Here is a 20,896-nt window from a genome sequence, read left to right on the forward strand (position 1 = left end):
GCCGTGCCCGCCGACGGCGCGTTCCTCGGCGACATGGTCGTCGAAGCCGCCAACTGGCGGCAGGGCGGCGCGCGCCCGCGGCACGAGGTGATGGCGGGCGCCGATCACCGGCGGTACGTCACAGGATGGATGCGTCCGGGAGACGCCGGCTTCGTCGCGGAGGACGCCAACGGCGAGCCCGTGGGCGCAGCCTGGTACCGGATGCTGCCCCGCAGCGACCCCGGATTCGGCTACGTCGGCACGGGCGTCCCGGAGCTCATCATCGGCGTGCGACCCATCTGGCGCGCGCACGGCGTCGGCCGTGCGCTGCTGCAGCGCCTGTGCGAACGGGCGCAGTCCCAGGGGTATGCGCGGATCAGCTTGAGCGTCGAGCGCGGGAACTTCGCCGCCACCCTGTATCGCAGCGAGGGGTTCGCGGTGACCCAGAGCGGGGTGGGCCGCGACACCATGGTCAAGCGCCTGCGCTGAGGCATCCGTCGTCCTGCGCGCTGGGCGCGCGGCGGCGTGGTTCCGCGGAAATGTCGGGGCACAGCCGTACCGTGGAGAGATGGCCAGGAGCTCAAGCCCGACCAAGGGGTCGCGCGCGTCTTCGAGCGCGTCGACGAACGCGCGTTCGAGCGCGTCGTCGAGCGCGCGCAAGCCCGCGGCCACGAAGCCCGCCCCCGCACCCAAGCGGTACGTGAACGAGCCCGACCGGCCGCCGGTCGTCGCGCGCGCGTGGCTCGGTCTCGCGCACGCCGTCGGCGGGCTCTTCCGCGCGTTCGGTCCGGAGTCGCTCGAGAAGGAGCAGCGCCGCGACGGATTCCCGTTCCTGCTCGTGCTGCTGGCGGTCGCCGGTGCCGTCAACGAGTGGTTCTTCATCGGCAACGACGTCGCTCAGAACATCAGCGCCTACACGGTGGGCGGTCTGCTCGGGCGCGAGGCGTTCGTGCTCCCGGTGCTGCTGCTGATGCTCGCGGGCTGGATGTTCCGCCACCCCTCGTCGGTGCACGACAACGGGCGCGTCGGCATCGGCTTCGGCCTGCTCATCGTCACGATCGCCGGGTTCTGCCACGTCGCCGGTGGCCGGCCCCAGCCCAACGAAGGACTCCCGGCGCTGAGCAAGGCGGGTGGTCTGTTCGGCTGGATGCTGGGGGAGCCCCTCGCCCTCGTGCTCACCGACGTCGGCGCCTACATCGTGCTGTCGCTGCTGGCGGTGCTCAGCATCCTCATCATCACCAAGACGCCGCCCAACCGCATCGGCCGCCGGCTCGGCGAGCTGTACGCGTGGATGTTCGGCGACGAGCCGCGCGAGCCCAAGCCGGCGAAGGATGCCGCCGCCGAGACGGCCGCCGAGGACGAGGCCGACTCGTCGCTGCCGTTCTGGCGCCGCAACAAGACCGGTCGCGAGAAGGACCCGGAGGGCGGCATCGGCTCGCAGGACCTCACCGAGCTGCTGCCCGTCGGCTCGACGCAGGGCGGGTTCGACCAGGCCATCGCGCCACCGGTGCCGCCGCCGCCGATCGCGGCCGATGCGCTCACCGAGGTCATCGACCCGGCGGTGCTGTCCGCCGCCAAGGCGGCGACCTCGTCACGCACGTCGCTGCGCGACGACCACGAGGTCATCGAGGACGACGGACTGCTCCCGGGTCTCGACGGGATCGGCTCGGCCGCGGCCGTCGACTCGCCGTCGGCGCCGTACCGGCTCCCGTCCGTCAACGCGCTGGCGGCGGGCTCGCCGCACGTCGCCCGCTCCCAGGCCAACGACGACACCGTGCGCGCCATCACGAGCGTGCTCGACCAGTTCTCGGTCGACGCGCGCGTCACCGGCTTCTCGCGCGGCCCGACCGTCACGCAGTACGAGATCGAGCTCGGTCCGGGCGTCAAGGTCGAGCGCATCACCGCGCTCACGAACAACATCGCCTACGCGGTCGCGTCGAACGAGGTGCGCATCCTCGCCCCGATCCCCGGCAAGAGCGCGATCGGCGTCGAGATCCCCAACACCGACCGCGAGATCGTGACGCTCGGCGACGTGCTGCGCTCGCAGGCGGCGACCAACCAGACCCACCCCATGACGATCGGCGTCGGCAAGGACGTCGGCGGCGGCTACGTCGTGGCCAACCTCGCGAAGATGCCCCACCTGCTCGTGGCCGGCTCGACCGGCTCGGGCAAGTCGAGCTTCGTGAACTCGATGATCACGAGCCTGCTGATGCGGGCCAAGCCGGCCGACGTGCGCATGGTGCTCATCGACCCCAAGCGCGTCGAGCTGACCTCGTACGCCGGGGTGCCGCATCTCATCACGCCCATCATCACGAACCCCAAGAAGGCGGCCGAGGCGCTGCAGTGGGTCGTGAAGGAGATGGACATGAGGTACGACGACCTCGCGTCCTTCGGATTCCGCCACATCGACGACTTCAACAAGGCCGTCGTCGCGGGCGAGATCACGCTCCCGCCGGGCAGCGAGCGCGTCCTCAAGCCCTACCCGTACCTGCTGGTCGTGGTCGACGAGCTCGCCGACCTCATGATGGTCGCTCCGCGCGACGTCGAGGACTCCATCGTCCGCATCACCCAGCTCGCGCGTGCCAGCGGCATCCACCTCGTGCTGGCGACCCAGCGCCCGTCGGTCGACGTCGTCACGGGCCTCATCAAGGCCAACGTGCCGTCCCGTCTCGCGTTCGCGGTCACCAGCGTCACCGACTCCCGCGTCATCCTCGATCAGCCCGGCGCCGACCGCCTGATCGGCCAGGGCGACGGCCTGTTCCTGCCGATGGGCGCCTCCAAGGCCCTGCGCGTGCAGGGCGCGTGGGTCAGCGAGAAGGAGATCGAGCAGGTCGTCAAGCACGTCACCCACCAGGCGCGGCCGGAGTACCGCGCCGACGTGGCGGCGGTGGCCGAGAAGAAGGAGATCGACGCCGACATCGGAGACGACCTCGAGCTGCTGCTGGCAGCGGCCGAGCAGATCATCTCGACGCAGTTCGGCTCGACCTCGATGCTGCAGCGAAAGCTGCGCGTCGGCTTCGCCAAGGCCGGTCGCCTCATGGACCTCCTCGAGTCGCGCGAGATCGTCGGTCCCAGCGAGGGCTCGAAGGCACGCGACGTGCTGGTCACCCCCGACCAGCTGCCGGCTGTGCTCGCCCGCCTGCGCGGCGAGGACGTACCCGACGCGGCTCCGGCGGCCCCGGCTCCCGCAGCGGCGGCACCCGTCGCCGACGACCGGTACGGCACGGATGCCGTCGCCTCGCAGTACGACGGCTACCCGGTCGTGGAGAGTGACGACGACGGCTCCGAGGACGCCTGGGGGCTCACCGGCCGCGACTGACGCCGGCAGGCTGGTCCGGTGCGGCCGGTCGCGCCGATAGGCTCGGCGCATGGCGATCCCGCGGCAGCTGCCCAACACGATCACGATCGTGCGCATCCTGTGCGCGCCGGTCTTCCTGTGGCTGCTCCTGGCCGACGGGGGTGCGGACGGCGCGCTGCGCTGGTGGGCGGCGGCGCTGTTCATCGTCGCGATCGCGACCGACGGGATCGACGGCTATCTCGCGCGCAAGCACCACATCGTCACCGATCTCGGCAAGCTGCTCGACCCCATCGCCGACAAGGTGCTCACCGGGTTCGCCTTCATCGGGCTGTCGATCCTCGGGGAGCTGCCCTGGTGGGTCACGATCGTCGTGCTCATCCGGGAGATCGGCATCACGGTCTACCGCTTCATGGTCGTCAGCGACCACGTGCTCGCCGCCGCCTGGATGGGCAAGCTCAAGACGCTCGCCCAGGGCGTCGCGCTCTCGCTGGCCCTGCTGCCGCTGTGGACGCTGGTCGGGGACTGGATCTTCTGGGTCAACGGCGTCACGATGACGATCGCCGTCATCCTCACGATCGCGAGCGGCATCGACTACGTGATCACCGAGGTGCGCGCAGCACGCGCGAAGAAGGCCGGCGAATGACGGATGCCGCGATGCCGGGCACCCGCGCGGCGGTCGCGGTCCTCGAGGCGCTGGGCCGCCGCGGGTGGTCGATCGCCGCGGCCGAGTCGCTCACCGGGGGGCGCGTCACGGCGACGCTCGTCGACGTGCCCGGCGCCTCCGCTCACGTGCGCGGCGGGATCGTCGCGTACGCCACCGACCTCAAGGCGACGGCTCTGGGGGTCGACCCCGGTCTCCTCGCCGAACGGGGTCCCGTCGACCCTGACGTGGCCGTCGCCATGGCGCAGGGCGTCCGGCGCGCGCTCGGCGCCGACGTGGGCCTTGCGACCACGGGCGTGGCGGGGCCGGACCCGCAGGACGGGATGCCGGTGGGCACCGTGCACATCGCCGTCGTGACGCCCGACGGGGTCGCGGCGTCGTCCTTGGCGCTGTCGGGGACCCGCGACGAGATCCGCACGCGGACCGTGCAGAGCGTGCTGGAGCTCGCCCGCACGCAGCTGTGAGGCATCCGCTGTCCACCCCCGCGCTCGGGAACAGAGCGGGTTTCGTGTCGGTTACATTCGGTGATTCCCACCCATTGCCCAGTTGTCGGGATTAGATTGGCAACAGCAGGTGCTGTACTGTTGTCCACCCGGACGGCGGCGGAATCGGAAGTAAGGAGGGGCCCCGATGATCCTGGTACGTCAAGAGATCGGCGAAGTGCTTCGTGATTTCCGCCAGCAGAAGGGGCGCACCCTCCGTCAGGTCGCCAGCCGTGCGAGCGTCGCCCTGGGCTACCTCAGCGAGGTCGAGCGGGGCCAGAAGGAGGCCTCGAGCGAGATCCTCGCCTCGGTCGCCGAGGCGCTGGACGTCCCGATCTCGACCATCATGCGCGAGGTCGGCGACCGCATCTCGGTGCTGGAGGGTCTGCAGTCCTTCCCCGATGTCGTTCCGGACGACCTGGTGGCGTCCGTCGACGCCGAGCTGTCGCTGCGTTGAGCCGCGGAACCTCGATGTCGATGCATCGCCCTGCCCTCGGCGTGAGCACGATCGCCCGGCGGCGCCATGCGGCGTAGCGAGTTCACCCGCGCCGTGAACGACGAGTTCGGCGTGCGCGCGAACGCCGTCGTGACCGATCTGGTCCTGTCGCAGGTCGGCGGGCGCACCGCCGCCGACGCGATCGCCGCGGGCGTCGACCCGCGCGCGGTGTGGCTCGCGCTGTGCGAAGAGCTCGACGTCCCCGTCGAGCGGCGGTACGGCGTCGGCCGGCTCGAACCGCGACGCCGCTGAAGCACCCCTCGCGGTGTGTCGTCACGGCGTGTCATCGAAGAAGTGTTCGAGATCCGCGTAGGCTCCTGCACAGCAGGTGTCGAGGACGTGTCTTCCACAGCCGGGCGATGGGCGAAGACGAATGTCGGAGCCCACCCCTAGCGTGATCCACGTCGAACGACACCACACGCCTTGTCGCAGCATCCGTCCCGCCCGGGCCGGAACGCGACAGCCTACAGGCGACGGAACGCGAGCATAAGGAGCACGTCATGCCATCACCCGCCGACCGCGAGAAGGCCCTGGAATCGGCACTCGCCCAGATCGACCGGCAGTTCGGAAAGGGCTCGGTCATGCGCCTCGGCAGCGACGAGCGCGCCCCCGTCGAGGTCGTCCCCACCGGATCGATCGCCCTCGACGTCGCCCTCGGCATCGGCGGGCTCCCGCGCGGCCGCATCATCGAGATCTACGGCCCGGAGTCGTCGGGTAAGACGACGCTGACCCTGCACGCGATCGCCAACGCGCAGCGCGCCGGCGGCATTGCCGCGTTCATCGACGCCGAGCACGCGCTCGACCCCGACTACGCGCAGAAGCTCGGCGTCGACATCGACGCCCTCCTCGTCTCGCAGCCCGACACCGGTGAGCAGGCGCTCGAGATCGCCGACATGCTCGTGCGTTCCGGTGCGATCGACCTCATCGTGATCGACTCCGTCGCCGCGCTCGTGCCCAAGGCCGAGATCGAGGGCGAGATGGGCGACTCCCACGTGGGTCTGCAGGCACGACTCATGTCGCAGGCGCTCCGCAAGCTCACCGGTGGCCTCAACCAGACCAACACCACGATGATCTTCATCAACCAGCTGCGCGAGAAGATCGGTGTGTTCTTCGGCTCGCCCGAGACCACCGCGGGCGGTAAGGCGCTGAAGTTCTACGCGTCGGTGCGTCTCGACATCCGCCGCATCGAGACCCTGAAGGACGGCGCCGAGGCGGTCGGAAACCGCACGCGCGTCAAGGTGGTCAAGAACAAGATGGCGCCGCCGTTCAAGCAGGCGGAGTTCGACATCCTGTACGGCGTCGGCATCTCGCGCGAGGGCAGCCTCATCGACTTCGGCGTGGAGCACGGCATCGTCAAGAAGTCGGGTGCGTGGTACACCTACGACGGCGAGCAGCTCGGCCAGGGCAAGGAGAACGCGCGCAACTTCCTCCTCAAGAACGAGGACGTCGCGGCAGAGATCGAGTCGAAGATCAAGACGAAGCTCGGCATCGGCGTGCCCAAGGGCGCCGTCGAGGCGCCGGCCGCCGACGAGCTGGCGGCTCGCCGCCCGGCCTGATGGTCCGTTTCGTCGACAGCGGGGGTGAGTCCGACGCCGAGACCGGCGACGGGCTCGCCCCCGTGATCCCTCTCTTCGGAGATCGGGCTGCACGGGCGTATCCGAGGACGGCCGACGAGGTGCGGCAGTCGTTGGACGAACGCGTTCCTGCGGCGAGGCGGACGCCGGCGGCGGAGGGCGAGGGGTTCCCGCGGACCGCCCCCGGCCGGTCCCGATGGGCCGACGCAGACGCACCCGGCCCGCAGCAGTGGGCCGACGAGCCTGAGCCCAGCGGATCCGCATGGACCGCGGACGCCGAGCCCGGCGGGTCACGATCTTCGGGGCGCGGCCGCGCACGCTCGGACCGCGACGATCGATCGGGCGAGGCGTCGGTGGCTGAGGTGGCGGAGGCCGCCGAGCGCGGCCTGCTCAAGAAGCTGAGGGCGCGCGAGCTCTCGGTCTCGGAGGCGAAGACCTACCTCGCACAGCAGGATCTCGACGCCGACGCGCTCCAGGGGATCCTCGATGCGTTCGTCGATCGGGGCTACCTCGACGACGCACGCGCGGCTGAGCAGATCGTGCACGCGGGCTCCGACCGCAAGGGGCAGGGGCGTCAGGCGATCGCGCAGACCCTCGCGAAGCGCGGCATCCCGCGACACATCGCCGACGCCGCCCTCGCCGAACTCCCCGACGACGATTTCGAGCGCGCGCTCGAGTTCGCCCGCTCGAAGGCGGGCTCGATGCGCTCCCTCGAGCGCGATGTCGCCCTCCGACGACTCGCCGGGCAGCTCGCCCGCCGGGGCTACGGCGGGTCGCTCGCGCTCACCGCGGCCCGTGCCGCACTCGACGAGGCGGCTCGTCCGGTCGGCCGCGTCCGGTTCGAAGAGGGCTGACCCGATCCGAGTCGCCGACGCCCACAGGATCGACGAGAGGTGCGCCGGCGCGACGCGGCCGGGCACGGTACCCGCTACGGGCTCCGTCGGGGCGCACGGCTCGTAGAATGGCGGGATCATGTCTTCGCCCTCCGCACACCCGACTCTCATCGCGCCGTCTCCGGCCGCGCACGACGTCGACGGCCGCGCCCGCACGTACGAGGTGCGCACGTTCGGCTGCCAGATGAACGTCCACGACTCCGAGCGGCTCTCGGGCTCGCTCGAGAGCGCCGGCTACGTCCGTGCGGAGGTCGGCGAAGAAGCCGACGTGGTCGTCATCAACACGTGCGCCGTCCGTGACAACGCCGCCGGCAAGCTGTACGGCACGCTCGGCCACCTCAAGTCCCGCAAAGACAAGCACGAGGGCATGCAGATCGCCGTCGGCGGCTGCCTCGCGCAGATGGACAAGGACGTCGTCCAGCAGAAGGCGCCATGGGTCGACGTCGTGTTCGGCACGCACAACATGGGGTCGCTCCCGAGCCTGCTGGAGCGCGCCCGCCACAACGGCGAGGCGGAGCTCGAGATCCTCGAGTCCCTCGAGATCTTCCCCTCCACCCTCCCTACCAAGCGCGACAGCGTCTACAGCGGCTGGGTGTCGATCTCGGTCGGCTGCAACAACACCTGCACGTTCTGCATCGTCCCGAGCCTGCGCGGCAAGGAGAAGGACCGCCGTCCCGGCGACATCCTCAACGAGATCCGCCTGCTCGTCGACGACGGTGCGATGGAGGTCACCCTCCTCGGCCAGAACGTGAACTCGTACGGCGTCGAATTCGGCGACCGACAGGCGTTCGGCAAGCTGCTCCGCGCCGCCGGCGAGATCGACGGACTCGAGCGCATCCGCTTCACGAGCCCCCACCCGGCCGCCTTCACCGACGACGTCATCGACGCGATGGCCGAGACGCCCGCCGTCATGCCGCAACTGCACATGCCGCTGCAGTCCGGCAGCGACCGCATCCTCAAGGCGATGCGCCGCTCGTACCGCAGCGAGCGGTTCCTCGGCATCCTCGACCGCGTCCGTGCCAAGATGCCCGACGCGGCGATCTCGACCGACATCATCGTCGGCTTCCCCGGCGAGACCGACGAGGACTTCGAAGACACCATGCGGGTCGTGGAGCAGGCGCGGTTCGCAAGCGCCTTCACGTTCCAGTACTCGATCCGCGAGGGCACCCCGGCGGCCACGATGGCCGACCAGGTGCCCAAGGAGGTCGTGCAGGAGCGCTACGAGCGACTCATCGCGCTGCAGGAGCGCATCTCGCTGGAGGAGAACCAGAAGCAGGTCGGCCGCGAGCTGCAGGTGCTCGTGTCGACCGGCGAGGGCAAGAAGGATGCCGAGACCCACCGTCTCACCGGCCGCGCCGAAGACAACCGCCTCGTGCACTTCGAGGTGCCTGCCGGCTCCGAGACGCCGCGTCCCGGCGATGTCGTGTCGGTCGTCGTGACGCACGCCGCGCCCTTCCACCTGCTCGCCGATGCACCCGACGGCGCGCCGCTGCGCATCCGCCGTACGCGTTCCGGCGACGCCTGGGACCGTTCGCAGGCCGAGTCGTGCGGCATCCCGGCGCCCGCCGGCGAGGCCGGGGCCCCGCGCGCCGTGTCGCTGGGACTGCCCACGCTCCGCATCGGCGTCTGACCGGCCGGTGAGCACCGTCGCACCGGACGCGTCCGCGGACGCCGGCCCGTGCCTGTGGGCCGTGGTCGGCGCCACCGGCACCGGCAAGACGGCGCTGTCGCTCGATCTCGCCGAGGCGCTGATCGCGCGCGGCCGTGAGGCCGAGGTCGTCAACGCCGACGCCATGCAGCTGTACCGCGGCATGGACATCGGCACGGCGAAGATCCCCGCCACCGAGCGCCGCGGCATCCCTCATCACCTCTTCGACGTGCTCGACGTCACGCAGGAGGCGGCCGTCGCGTGGTATCAGGATGCCGCGCGCACCGTGATCGCCGAGATCCACGCCCGCGGCGCCGACGCGGTGCTGGTGGGCGGGTCGGGTCTGTACGTGTCGAGCGTGCTGTTCGACTTCCGGTTCCCGCCGCGCGACCAGGACGTGCGGGCGCGGCTGGAGTCGCAGCTCGAGGCCGACGGGCCGGGCGTGCTGTTCGCGCGACTGCGCGAGAGGGACCCCGCGACGGCGGCCAGGATCGACCCCCGCAACGGCCGGCGGATCGTCCGCGCGCTCGAGGTGCTCGAGCTGGGGGAGCGCACGCACGGCGCAGCGCTTCCCGAGGCCCCGACGCTGTGGCACCGGCCGACGAGGATCGTCGGCGTCGCGGTGCCGCGCGACCAGCTCGTGAGCCGCCTCGACGCCCGCGTCGAGGCGATGTGGCGCGACGGCATCGTCGACGAGGTGCGCGCCCTGCGCGAGCACGGGCTCGGAAAGGGCGTCACCGCCCGTCGGGCCATCGGGTACGCGCAGGCGCTCGCGCAGCTGGCGGGGGAGAAGAGCGAGGCCGAGGCGATCGCCGAGACCCAGGCGCTCACCCGCCGGTATGCGCGCCGGCAGGTGTCGTGGTTCAAACGCTACGACGGGGTGCGGTGGCTCGAAGCGGGGACGGCCCCCGAGTCCCTGGCAGACTCGTGGGCATGAGCATCGGCATCCGTCCCTTCGACGTCGTCGACACCGAGGCCGTCGTCTCGCTGTGGCAGGCGGCAGGTCTCACGCGGCCGTGGAACAACCCCTACCAGGACATCAACCGTAAGCTGACCGTGCAGCCCGAGCTGTTCCTCGTCGCCGTCGACGGCGCGGTCGTCGTCGGCTCGGTGATGGCCGGGTACGACGGCCATCGTGGCTGGCTGTACTACCTCGCCAGCGCGCCCGAGCGGCGCGGCGAGGGGATCGGCCGGCGGCTGGTCGCCGAGGCCGAGGCGCGGCTCCTGGCGATGGGGTGCCCGAAGGTGCAGCTCATGGTGCGCCCCGAGAACGGCGTGGCCCGCGGGTTCTACGACTCGCTGGACTACGAGCCGTTCGAGACGTGGACCACCGGCAAGCGTCTCATCGCAGACTGAGCACGGCGGGCGCACCGGATCGCGAACGTAGACTGGTGCGATGCCGCAGACGATCACGTTCACCAAGGGCCACGGCACCGGCAACGACTTCGTGATCGTCCCCGATCCCGACGGCGCGCTCGACCTCAGTGACGATCAGGTCGCCGTGCTGTGCGACCGACGCTTCGGCATCGGTGGGGACGGGATCCTGCGCGTGGTCCGCGCGTCTGCGATCGCTGAGGGCGCGGAGGCCGCGGCATCCGGCGCCGAATGGTTCATGGACTACCGCAACGCTGACGGCTCGAAGGCCGAGATGTGCGGCAACGGCGTGCGTGTCTTCGTGCGCTACCTCGTCGACGTGGGCTGGGCCGACGTCGACGGCGCGCCGCTGCTGGTCGGTACCCGCGCCGGCGTGAAGACGGTGACCCGCAGCGACCGCGGCTACGAGGTCGATCTCGGCCGGTACGCGGTCGACGAGGCCGAGGTGCTGGTGCGCACCCGCGGTGGCGGCACGCCGCGGCCGGGGGTCGGGATCGACGTGGGCAACCCGCACGTGGTCGTGGCGCTCCCCGACGAGGCGGAGCTGGAAGGGCTCGACCTCGCCGCGCAGCCGCTGCTGCACCCGGAGCCGCCCCATGGCGCCAACGTCGAGTTCGTCGTCCCGAGCGACCCGCTGGTCCGCGACGGCGTGGGCGCGATCCGCATGCGCGTGTTCGAGCGCGGCGTCGGCGAGACGCTGAGCTGCGGCACCGGTGTCGCCGCTGCCGCTCTCGCCGTGCGGCACTGGGCAGGTCCTGCGGCGCCGGATCACTGGGTCGTCGACGTCCCCGGGGGCACGCTGGGAGTGCGGATCCCGGAGGTCGACGGCGAGCGCCACGTGCTGCTGTCGGGCCCGGCGACGCTCGTCTACTCCGGCGAGGTCACGCTGGCCTGACGCGGGCGTTCGTCCGCGTGTCGGACGTTCAGAGCTCAGGGAGATCGATCGGTTCGCTCGGCGGCGAACCATGTCGACGCACCTTCAGCACCCGGAAGCCGCGCGCCGTCGCCGCCCGGTAGACGCTGAACCGCCGGTCCAGGGTCGCCGCCAGCCAGCGCTGGAGCGAGTCGGACCCGAGGTTGCGCTGGACGACGAGCCAGGCATCGGCCCGCTCGTCCAGTCGAGGGATCCACCGCTCCAGCAGCCCGTGCAGCTCGTTCTTGCCGACGCGGATCGGCGGATTCGACCGGATCGTGCGGAAGACGACGTCGTCGGGAACATCGTCGGGCAGCACCGCGTTGACATTCTGCAGACCGAGGTCGGCGGCGTTGCGTCGCACGAGGTCGAGCGCGCGCTCGTTGACATCGACGGCCCAGACGGTGGCGTGGGGCGCGTCGAGCGCGAGGCTGAGCGCGATCGGCCCCCACCCGCACCCGAGGTCGAGGAAGTGCCCCCCTGCCGGAGGCGGGGGAGTGTTCGACAGCAGCACCGCGGTTCCCGAGTCCACATGATCGGGGCTGAACACACCCCCGGCTGTCGTGACCTCGAGAGCGCGACCGGCAAGGGTCACACGGATGCGGCGCAGATTCTCGGGGCTGGCGGGCGTCGCACTGAAGTAGTGGTCGCTCTCCATGGCTGACGAGCCTAGCGGAGGCGGTCACCACGGCGGGAGCACCTCGCCGATGACCGCGGTTCGGGGCGCGGATGCACCGAGCAGGACTAGAATTCACGGATGCCGGGAACCGGCCGATGAGGCCGGAAAAGGCATCCCGAAAGGAACACATGACGGATACGACGACACCCCAGAGCACCGACGAGACGCCGGTGGACCCGGTGGATCGCGTGCTGGCGCGCGCTGAGGCGCGTTCGGGGGTGCACGTCTTCGGAGCCGCTCAGGCGCTCCAGGACGAGGCCACGATCGGGCGCGCCGACACCGATGGCGACCAGTGGGACCGCGAGGAGCGCGCCGCACTGCGCCGCGTTCCCGGCCTGTCCACCGAACTCGAGGACGTCACCGAGGTCGAGTACCGGCAGCTGCGACTGGAGAACGTCGTGCTGGTCGGTGTGCACGCTCAGGGCGAGACGGCGGATGCCGAGAACTCGCTGCGCGAGCTGTCGGCCCTGGCCGAGACCGCCGGCGCCGTCGTCCTCGACGGCGTGCTGCAGCGGCGCCCGCACCCGGACCCCGCCACGTACGTCGGGCGCGGCAAGGCCGAGGAGCTGCGTGACATCGTCGCCGCCGTCGGCGCCGACACCGTGATCGCCGACACCGAGCTGGCCCCGAGCCAGCGGCGCGCCCTCGAGGACGTCGTCAAGGTCAAGGTGATCGACCGCACCACCGTGATCCTCGACATCTTCAGCCAGCACGCGAAGAGCCGCGAGGGCAAGGCCCAGGTCGAGCTCGCACAGCTCGAGTACCTGCTTCCGCGCCTGCGCGGATGGGGTGACTCCATGAGCCGCCAGGCCGGTGGCCAGGTGGGCGCCGGCGGCGCGGGCATGGGCTCGCGCGGTCCCGGCGAGACGAAGATCGAGCTGGACCGCCGGCGCATCCGCACGCGCATGGCGCAGCTGCGCAAGCAGATCCGCGACTTCGCCCCCGCGCGCGATGCCAAGCGTGCCGAGCGCAAGCGCCACACGATCCCCTCCGTCGCGATCGCCGGTTACACCAACGCCGGCAAGTCGAGCCTGCTCAACCGGCTCACGAGCGCCGGCGTGCTGGTCGAGAACGCCCTGTTCGCGACGCTGGATGCCACCGTGAGGCGTTCCGAGACGGTGGACGGACGCGTCTACACGCTGACCGACACCGTCGGGTTCGTGCGCAACCTTCCGCACCAGCTCGTGGAGGCGTTCCGCTCGACGCTGGAGGAGGTCGGCGACGCCGACGTCATCCTGCACGTGGTCGACGGCTCGCACCCCGACCCCGCCGCGCAGCTGGCGACGGTGCGCGACGTGATCGGCGACGTCGGGGGCCGCGACATCCCGGAGCTCGTGGTCTTCAACAAGGCCGACCTCATCGACCCCGACACCCGCCTGGTGCTGCGCGGCCTCGAGCCGAAGGCGATCTTCGCGTCCTCCCGCACCGGCGAGGGCATCGACGAGCTGCGGGCGGCGATCGAGGACGCGCTTCCGCTTCCCGCCGTCGAGGTGCGCGCACTCGTGCCGTACGACCGCGGCGACCTGGTCTCCGCGATCCACGAGCAGGGCACGATCCTGTCGCAGGAGCACGAGGAGGGCGGCACCGCCGTGCACGCGCGCGTGGGCGAGCACCTCGCCGCGCGCCTGGCACCGTTCTCGGTCTGAACGCGATCGCGAAGGCCCCGACTCCCACCGGAGTCGGGGCCTTCGCGTATGCGCGGGGCGCCGCGTCAGTCCAGCTCGAGGGGCGCCACGCCGGGGGTGTCGAACCCGAAGACCTGACCGAGGAAGGCCAGCTCGGCCTCCATCGTCCGGATGAGGGTCTCCGCGCCGCGGAAGCCGTGCCCCTCGCCCTCGAACGCGAGGTACGCGTGCGGGACGCCGTTGGCGGCGAGAGCGTCGCGCACCGCCTCCGACTGCGACGGCGGCACCACGAGGTCGTCGAGCCCCTGCTCGATGAGCAGTGGCGTGCGCAGGCGGTCGAGGTGCGACAGCGGCGACCGCTGGATGTACAGCTCCTCGGCGTCGGGGAGCGGACCCACCATCCCGTCGAGGTAGCGGGCCTCGAAGTCGTGGGTGTCCTCGGCGAGGCGCCGCAGATCGGCCACGCCGTAGCGGCTGATGCCGGCGCCGAACGCGTCGGTGTTCGTCAACGCGCACAGCACGGTCCATCCGCCTGCCGAGCCCCCGGCGATCGCGAGCCGGTCCGCATCGGCGAGCCCCGCCGCCGCCATCCCGCGCGCGGCGGCCACGACGTCGTCGACGTCGACGACGCCCCACTGGCCGAGAAGTCGCTCGCGGTAGGCCCGCCCGTATCCGCTGGAGCCGCCGTAATTGACGTCGAGCACCCCGATCCCGCGGCTGGTGAGGTAGGCGATCTTGCCGGATGCCGCGCCGCCGACGTGGTCGGTCGGCCCGCCGTGCACGAACACCACGTACGGTGGCCGCTCCTCGTCGGGTCCGACGACCCCCGGATTCGTCGGCGGGTACGCGAACGCGTGCACGGGCCCGTGCGGGCCCGACACGGTGATGGCGCGGGAGCGCGGCATCCATTCGTCGTCCCAGGGCGATGCGCCGCCCACGAGCGGGCGCGAAGCGTCGGGCTGATCGACGTCGACCAGCCAGAGACCCGGTCCGCGGGATCCGGCGCCGGACAGCAGCACCCGCGTGCCGTGGACGTCCTCGATCGACAGCCGCGTCATGGGGTCGACCGGGACGGGGCGCACCTGCCCCGTCGGATCGATCACCACGACCTCGTCGGCGCCGTCGGTGCGCACGGCGACGGTGCGCCCGTCGTCGAGCACAGCGAACCAGCGGGTGCCCAGCACCCACAGCGGCCCGCCGGTGTCGGCGTCCGCCGGGGCGACGGGCTCCGGCGGGGCGTCGGCGGGCGGCCGTAGGCGCCAGAGGTTCCAACGGCCGGTGGGATCGTCGGCGTACACGAGGCCGTCATCGCCCGCCCAGACCGGCTGCAGCGGCGAAGAGTCTCCGCCCGCCGCGGTCGTCCACTCCACGACCTCGCCGTGCGCGATGCGGCCCACGCGCAGCTCGGCGCGGTCCCACGCCATGTGCGGGTGGTCCCACGCGATCCACGCGAGCCGCGTGCCGTCGGGGGAGAGCGCGGGATGGGCGACGAAGTCGCTGCCGCCGACGAGCGCGGCGAGGCGCGCGGCATCCGTCGCCGCCGCACCGTCGACCGGGATCTCGACGATGTCGCGCGCCGGCACCGTACCGCCGGCGGTGTGATCCTCGCGCACCGCGAGCAGGCGGCCGTGCTGCAGCGTCAGGCCGCCGTAGCGGACGTCGCCCGCATCGGGCGTGAGCGGACGGGGCTCCGCACCCGGATCCCGGCGCCACACGCGCTGGTCGCCCTTCTCGACGAAGAACAGCACTCCGTCGTCGGCGGCGGTCCACGAGCCGCCGCCGTATTCGTGCACGCGCGAGCGGGCGCTCCACGGTGCAGGGAGCACGTCTTCGACGGTTCCGGATGCCGTCCTCCGGCGCACCGCGGAGCGCCCGGCCTCCTCGGGCACCGACTCGCCCCACCACACGTCGGCATCCGCGCCGACGAACCGTGCGCCCTCCAGGCGCGGCGAGGCGGCGGACACCTCGGCGGCGGTGATGGGGGAGGGCCAGCTGCCGTAGGGGAGCACGTCGTGTGTCGTCACCCCCACCACGGTACGGCCAAAGCATGCAGCGCCGGGACGAAACAGAAGGTCACAGGATCACGGCATCCATCCGAGTCCGCTACCGTGGAGCCATCGTCGCCCGGTCGTCCTCACGGACGCCCCGAACCCTCGGGGCACCGGGCAGGAGCGACAGCCGAGCCCGGCACCCGCCCGTGATGACACCCCTTCCGCCTGCCGGCGGAGGCGAGGTGCCGCGGCCGCCCGGGCTTCCCGTTCGGCTCAGCCCTGTCCGACTCCTGAGAAGCAGGCCATGTCCATCGACCTGAGCACCCCTCCCGTGCCGATCTCGTTCGAGGTGTACCCGCCCCGCACCGAGGCGGGGTTCGCTGCGCTGCACGAGACGATCCGCCACCTGGCGTCGGTCGACCCGAGGTTCATCTCGGTGACGTACGGCGCGGGCGGCTCCACCGGCGGCCGCTCGCTCGAGCTGCTGACGCACATCAAGCGCGAGACCCACGTCGAGCCGCTCGCGCACCTCACGTGCGTCGGCAACACCTACGGCGGCGCGAACGCGCTGATCCGGGAGTTCCTGGATGCCGGGATCACGAGCTTCCTCGCCCTCCGCGGCGACCCGCCCGTCGGGGCGTCGGAAGGCGACCCGTTCCTCGGCGACCTCGAGAGCGCGGCGCAGCTCGTGCAGCTCATCGACCGGGTGCAGGCCGAGCGCGAGCCGTACGCCGAGGTGCCGATCCCCGGCGTCCCCGGTGCCGTGCGGGTCGAGAAGCGTCCGAAGGTCGACATCGCGGTCGCGGCCTTTCCCACCGGCCATCCGCGGTCGCGCCACGCGTCCGACGACATCGACGCGCTGCTGGCCAAGCAGGCGGCGGGGGCGACGCTCGCCATCACCCAGCTGTTCTTCCACGCCGACGACTACCTCGCGTTCGTGCAGCGCTCCCGCGAGGCCGGCGTGACGATCCCGATCCTGCCGGGCATCATGCCGATCACGTCGCCGTCGCGGCTGCGGCGCGTGCTCGAGCTCACCGGTGAGGAGCTGCCCGGAGAGCTCGCGATCGCCCTCGAGGTCGAACCCACCACCGAAGGCCAGCGCGCCGTCGGCATCGCGCACGCGGCGGCCCTCACCCGGGCGGTGCTCGACGGCGGTGCCCCCGGCATCCACCTCTACGCCTTCAACAACCACGACATGGTGCTCGCCGTGCTCCGTGAGGCGGGTGTCCTCACCGCCGTCTGACCTACGCGCGGCCCAGCGATCCGTCGGAGTCCGACGGGTCTGTTCGGCGCGCCCGCCGACCGACTTCCGTACCACCCACCGCAAGCGAAAGAGAGAGACAGAACGATGAACGACCACCGCACTGCCTTCCCGCACGGCACGATCCTCGGCTACCCGCGCATCGGCCGCCGCCGCGAGCTCAAGCGCGCCGTCGAGGCGTACTGGTCCGGCGCGATCGACGCCGAGACGCTCGAGGGCACCGCCGCCGGCCTGCGTCGCGCGACGCGCGAGCGTCTGGCCGCGCTCGGCCTCGGGCGCGACGACTCGTCGATCCCCGAGTCCTTCTCGTTCTACGACCAGGTGCACGACGCCGCGGTCGCCGTCGGCGCACTGCCGGAGCGCTTCGCCGCCCTGCGCGGCGCGGGCGGCGAGGCGGGCCTCGACGCGTACTTCACCGCCGCGCGCGGTGCGGGCGAGGACGCCCCGCTCGAGATGACGAAGTGGTTCGACACCAACTACCACTACCTCGTTCCCGAGATCGGCCCCGAGACGGCGTTCGCCCTGTCGAGCGATCGCTTCGCCCGCCAGGTGGCCGAGGCCAAGGCGGAGGGGTTCACGGTGCGCCCGGTCGTCGTCGGTCCCGTGACGCTCCTCGCGCTCGCCAAGGCGACGGACGCCGCACCCGCCGGCTTCGACCCGCTCGAGCGGCTGGACGACCTGCTCCCGGTGTACGTGGAGCTGCTGGCGACCCTGCGCGCCGCCGGCGCCGAATGGGTGCAGCTGGATGAGCCCGCTCTCGTCAGCGAGAGCCTTCCCTCCTCTCCTGTCGCGCTGGCGGACGCGGCCGCCCGCGCCTACGCCGTGCTCGGCGAGGCCGCCGACCGCCCCGCGATCCTCGTCGCAGCCGGCTACGCGCAGCTGTCGGCTGAGGCATGGACCGCGCTCTCCGCAGCGCCCATCGAAGCGATCGCGGTCGACCTCACCCGCGGTGCGGTGCCCGCCGCCGTCGAGGGACTCGCCGGCAAGACGCTGGTGGGAGGCGTGGTCGACGGCCGCAACGTGTGGCGCGGGGACCTCGCCGGAGCCTGGGATGCGCTGGTACGGCTGCGGGGACTCGGTGCCGCCGCCGTCGCCGCGGGCACGTCCACCTCGCTCCAGCACGTGCCGCACGACGTCGAGGACGAGACCGCCCTCGACCCGCGGCTGACGTCGTGGCTCGCCTTCGCCGACCAGAAGGTCGCGCAGGTCGTCACCCTCGCCACCGGTCTGACCGACGGGCCGGATGCCATCGGCACCGCGCTGGCGGAGGCATCCGCCGCCCTCGCCGACCGCCGCAGCGCCCCCGGCGTGCGCGACGGCGCGGTGCGCGAGCGGGCGTCCGTGCTCGTCGAGGGCGACTTCGACCGCGGCGACTACGACGACCGCGTGGCCGCACAGGATGCCGCGCTCGGACTGCCGGTGCTGCCGACGACGACGATCGGGTCGTTCCCGCAGACCGGCGACATCCGCCGCGCGCGTGCGCGCCACGGCCGCGGTGAGCTGGCGGCGGGCGAGTACGAGCGGTTCCTGCGCGACGAGATCGCCCGCGTCGTGACGCTGCAGGAGGACATTGGCCTCGACGTCCTCGTGCACGGCGAGGCGGAGCGCAACGACATGGTGCAGTACTTCGCCGAGCACCTCGACGGCTTCGCGGTCACCGAGCACGGCTGGGTGCAGTCGTACGGCTCGCGCGCGACGCGCCCGTCGATCCTGTGGGGCGACGTGTCGCGTCCCGCCCCCATCACGGTGGACTGGTCGAGGTTCGCGCAGTCGCTCACCGACAAGCCGATGAAGGGGATGCTGACCGGCCCGGTGACGATCCTCGCGTGGTCGTTCGTGCGCGACGACCAGCCGCTCGGCGAGACGGCGAACCAGGTCGCGCTGGCGCTGCGCGACGAGATCGCCGATCTCGAGCAGGCGGGCATCGGCGTCATCCAGGTCGACGAGCCGGCGCTGCGCGAGCTGCTGCCGTTGAAGCAGGCCGATCAGCCGGCGTACCTCGCGTGGTCGGTCGGTTCGTTCCGGCTCGCGACGGCGGGAGCTGCGGCCGCGACGCAGGTGCACACGCACCTCTGCTACTCGGAGTTCGACGTCGTGATCGACGCGATCGCCGCGCTGGACGCGGATGTCACGTCGATCGAGGCCGCCCGCAGTCGCGGCGAGGTGATCGGCGACATCGCGACGTCCGGCTTCGCCGCCGGCATCGGGCCGGGCGTCTACGACATCCATTCGCCGCGCGTGCCGTCGGTCGACGAGATCACGGACCTGCTCGACCGGGCGGTCGCCGAGCTTCCGCTGCGGCGCGTCTGGGTCAACCCCGACTGCGGCCTGAAGACGCGCGGCTACGACGAGACCGTCGCCTCCCTGCGCAACCTCGTCGAGGCGACGCAGGGAGTGCGCGCGGGGATCGCGGGCTAGGACCCCTTCTTCGGTGCGGATGCCGCGGCCTCGCCGGTCGCGGCGTCCCCACCGTCGATCACCTCGGTGTCGTTCGCGTCCGCGTCGATGACGAGCGTGTCCGCGTCGTCTGCGGCTGCGGCTGCGGCTGCGGCTGCGGCTGCGGCTGCGTCCGCTTCCGCGGCGGCGTCGGCGGCTGCGGCCTCGGCGGCTGCGACCTCGGCGGCCTCGGCCGCTGCGGCCTCGACAGCCGCGGCCTCGTCGGGGCGGCGCTGCAGCAGCTCGAACACCCACCACACCACGAGCCAGACGATCAGCACGAGGAAGACCTCGCCCACCGACAGCGGCCGCAGCAGCATCATCCAGAGGACGGCGAGGGCGCCCAGCACGATCCGCACGAGCACTCGCTGCGCGTACAGCCAGGCACCGAAGCGGCCGGTGTCGACGTTGTGCGAGAGCGCGGCCCCGCGCAGACCGGCGTTGACCGACGCGAGTCCGCGCCGCACCGCCACCGCGCCGCGCCAGCGCCCCGACATCCACGCGATGACCGCGATCACCACGCCCAGCAGCATCAGGACGACCGCGGTGTCGCGCATGGCGCGCGTGATCTGCTCGTACATCGAGGCGAGCGCGCCGGCCGGCAGACCGAGCTGGGGAGCGCTCAGCGCCAGCACGGAGCCCGCGACACCGAGCGCGATCGCAAGGGTGCCGGCGCCGACGGCGATGCCCACGCCGGTGCCGAGGACCGCGGTGGAGCGGCGCCGGGCGATGAGGATGCCCGCGAGGAAGAGCACCAGCGCGATGATCGGCGTCCACCAGCCGGCGGCGACCGCCAGGTTGTACACGGTGCCGACGACCGTGAGCGCGTCGCTCTGGGCGACGACGATCGTCTTGTCGATCGGGGGGATCGACGCGGCGAAGCCGATGCCGCGATCCACCAGGCGCTTCTTGACCTCGTCGACGATCGGGCCGAGCTGGATGCCGACCTCGCCGGTGTCGCTGATCACGACGGCCCCGCTCGAGGTGCCGCCCGCGGCGACCGCGGCCAGCGACTTGTGGCTCGCGCGCAGCGCGGTCTCCCACACGTCGGCGAAGGCATCCGACTGCACGAGCTTCGTGACGGTCGTGTCGACGAGGTTCTCCAGGCCCTGTACGGCGGGTGCCCGCAGCAGGTCGAGTGCCGCGAGCGCACGCGGGGGCAGGTCGAGCTGCTGGATGCCGTCGAACAGATCGTTCGTGAGGCCCTCGAGGTCGAGGGAGTCCTCGATCGCCGTCGTCGCCTGGTCGGCGACGAGCGCCTGCACCTGCGGATCGTCGGCGAGCGGGGCGAAGGTCTCGACGAAGCGCGTCTCGTCGACGAGCTCTACGCGCGCCCAGGCCGCCACGATCGAGACGGGCACGAGGACCGTCGCGATGACGATGCACAGCGCGGACAGGAAGGCCCGCCACCGGCTGCCCTGCGTCTTGGCCGCGGGCGCGGCGGGCGCCGGCGCGGCCTCCGCACGCAGGCGGGCGTTCTCGGCTTCGAGCGCCTCGAGGCGCGCGCGCAGGTCGTCGGTCGCTGCAGCGCTGGTCACGTCGGTCATCCCCCCCTTATAGCGTCTGGGGCGGACCCCCGCCAGTCG

General features: G+C 72.0%; 18 protein-coding genes. 15 read left to right on the top strand and 3 right to left on the bottom strand.

Annotated elements, in window-relative coordinates; all coding sequences use genetic code 11:
* Window positions 1–33: 33 nt before the first annotated feature.
* The 12 genes from AC1DDU_RS13995 to dapF all read left to right on the top strand — a co-directional run bounded on the left by AC1DDU_RS13995 (window position 34) and on the right by dapF (window position 11,300).
* Window positions 34–468, top strand: coding sequence for an N-acetyltransferase family protein (locus AC1DDU_RS13995; protein ID WP_477436835.1), 435 nt, complete (start codon window positions 34–36; stop codon window positions 466–468).
* A gap of 79 nt (window positions 469–547) precedes the next feature.
* Window positions 548–3,298, top strand: a complete 2,751-nt coding sequence (locus AC1DDU_RS14000) for an FtsK/SpoIIIE family DNA translocase (RefSeq protein ID WP_477435095.1) — start codon at window positions 548–550, stop codon at window positions 3,296–3,298.
* Window positions 3,299–3,347: 49 nt separating this feature from the next.
* Window positions 3,348–3,920 carry a CDP-diacylglycerol--glycerol-3-phosphate 3-phosphatidyltransferase gene (gene pgsA, locus AC1DDU_RS14005; protein WP_477435097.1) on the top strand — a complete coding sequence of 191 codons (573 nt, stop codon included), beginning with the start codon at window positions 3,348–3,350 and terminating at the stop codon, window positions 3,918–3,920.
* On the top strand, window positions 3,917–4,402 hold the full coding sequence (locus AC1DDU_RS14010) for a CinA family protein (protein ID WP_477435098.1): 486 nt from the start codon (window positions 3,917–3,919) through the stop codon (window positions 4,400–4,402). The genes pgsA and AC1DDU_RS14010 overlap by 4 nt, the downstream gene beginning before the upstream one ends.
* A 166-nt stretch (window positions 4,403–4,568) precedes the next feature.
* The gene (locus tag AC1DDU_RS14015) at window positions 4,569–4,877 is read left to right on the top strand and encodes a helix-turn-helix domain-containing protein (protein ID WP_477435100.1); all 309 of its coding nucleotides are present in this window, start codon (window positions 4,569–4,571) and stop codon (window positions 4,875–4,877) included.
* Window positions 4,878–4,943: 66 nt separating this feature from the next.
* On the top strand, window positions 4,944–5,168 hold the full coding sequence (locus AC1DDU_RS14020; protein WP_477435102.1) for a DUF3046 domain-containing protein: 225 nt from the start codon (window positions 4,944–4,946) through the stop codon (window positions 5,166–5,168).
* Window positions 5,169–5,416: 248 nt separating this feature from the next.
* Entirely contained in the window at window positions 5,417–6,472 is a 1,056-nt protein-coding gene (recA, locus tag AC1DDU_RS14025) for a recombinase RecA (RefSeq protein ID WP_477435104.1), read from the top strand.
* 371 nt (window positions 6,473–6,843) lie between these two features.
* A complete protein-coding gene (locus AC1DDU_RS14030) occupies window positions 6,844–7,344 on the top strand; it encodes a regulatory protein RecX (protein WP_477435106.1) in 501 nt (166 codons plus the stop codon).
* 118 nt (window positions 7,345–7,462) lie between these two features.
* Window positions 7,463–9,013 (top strand): tRNA (N6-isopentenyl adenosine(37)-C2)-methylthiotransferase MiaB, encoded by a 1,551-nt coding sequence (gene miaB, locus AC1DDU_RS14035; protein WP_477435108.1) that lies wholly within the window; start codon window positions 7,463–7,465, stop codon window positions 9,011–9,013.
* A gap of 7 nt (window positions 9,014–9,020) precedes the next feature.
* Window positions 9,021–9,968, top strand: coding sequence for a tRNA (adenosine(37)-N6)-dimethylallyltransferase MiaA (miaA, locus tag AC1DDU_RS14040; RefSeq protein WP_477435110.1), 948 nt, complete (start codon window positions 9,021–9,023; stop codon window positions 9,966–9,968).
* Complete coding sequence (locus AC1DDU_RS14045) at window positions 9,965–10,387, top strand: GNAT family acetyltransferase (RefSeq protein ID WP_477435112.1); 423 nt, start codon at window positions 9,965–9,967, stop codon at window positions 10,385–10,387. The genes miaA and AC1DDU_RS14045 overlap by 4 nt, the downstream gene beginning before the upstream one ends.
* A 40-nt stretch (window positions 10,388–10,427) precedes the next feature.
* Window positions 10,428–11,300 (top strand): diaminopimelate epimerase, encoded by an 873-nt coding sequence (gene dapF, locus AC1DDU_RS14050; protein WP_477435114.1) that lies wholly within the window; start codon window positions 10,428–10,430, stop codon window positions 11,298–11,300.
* Between the two features lie 28 nt (window positions 11,301–11,328).
* Here the strand turns inward: dapF and AC1DDU_RS14055 are convergent, their stop codons facing one another.
* Complete coding sequence (locus AC1DDU_RS14055) at window positions 11,329–11,976, bottom strand: class I SAM-dependent methyltransferase (RefSeq protein ID WP_477435116.1); 648 nt, start codon at window positions 11,974–11,976, stop codon at window positions 11,329–11,331.
* A 149-nt stretch (window positions 11,977–12,125) separates the two neighbouring features.
* Here AC1DDU_RS14055 and hflX point away from each other — a divergent pair, with 149 nt between their 5' ends.
* Complete coding sequence (hflX, locus tag AC1DDU_RS14060; protein ID WP_477435118.1) at window positions 12,126–13,643, top strand: GTPase HflX; 1,518 nt, start codon at window positions 12,126–12,128, stop codon at window positions 13,641–13,643.
* A gap of 65 nt (window positions 13,644–13,708) precedes the next feature.
* Here hflX and AC1DDU_RS14065 read toward each other — a convergent pair whose 3' ends face one another.
* Window positions 13,709–15,646, bottom strand: coding sequence for a S9 family peptidase (locus AC1DDU_RS14065; RefSeq protein WP_477435120.1), 1,938 nt, complete (start codon window positions 15,644–15,646; stop codon window positions 13,709–13,711).
* Window positions 15,647–15,917: 271 nt separating this feature from the next.
* Here AC1DDU_RS14065 and AC1DDU_RS14070 point away from each other — a divergent pair, with 271 nt between their 5' ends.
* Window positions 15,918–16,856 carry a methylenetetrahydrofolate reductase gene (locus AC1DDU_RS14070; RefSeq protein WP_477435122.1) on the top strand — a complete coding sequence of 313 codons (939 nt, stop codon included), beginning with the start codon at window positions 15,918–15,920 and terminating at the stop codon, window positions 16,854–16,856.
* A 105-nt stretch (window positions 16,857–16,961) separates the two neighbouring features.
* Window positions 16,962–19,292, top strand: coding sequence for a 5-methyltetrahydropteroyltriglutamate--homocysteine S-methyltransferase (gene metE / locus AC1DDU_RS14075; protein ID WP_477435124.1), 2,331 nt, complete (start codon window positions 16,962–16,964; stop codon window positions 19,290–19,292).
* Here metE and AC1DDU_RS14080 read toward each other — a convergent pair.
* A complete protein-coding gene (locus tag AC1DDU_RS14080; RefSeq protein ID WP_477435126.1) occupies window positions 19,289–20,857 on the bottom strand; it encodes a hypothetical protein in 1,569 nt (522 codons plus the stop codon). The two genes, metE and AC1DDU_RS14080, sit on opposite strands and share 4 nt — an antisense overlap.
* Window positions 20,858–20,896: the final 39 nt, after the last annotated feature.

The sequence above is a fragment of the Microbacterium sp. 05T445 genome, from assembly GCF_056395865.1.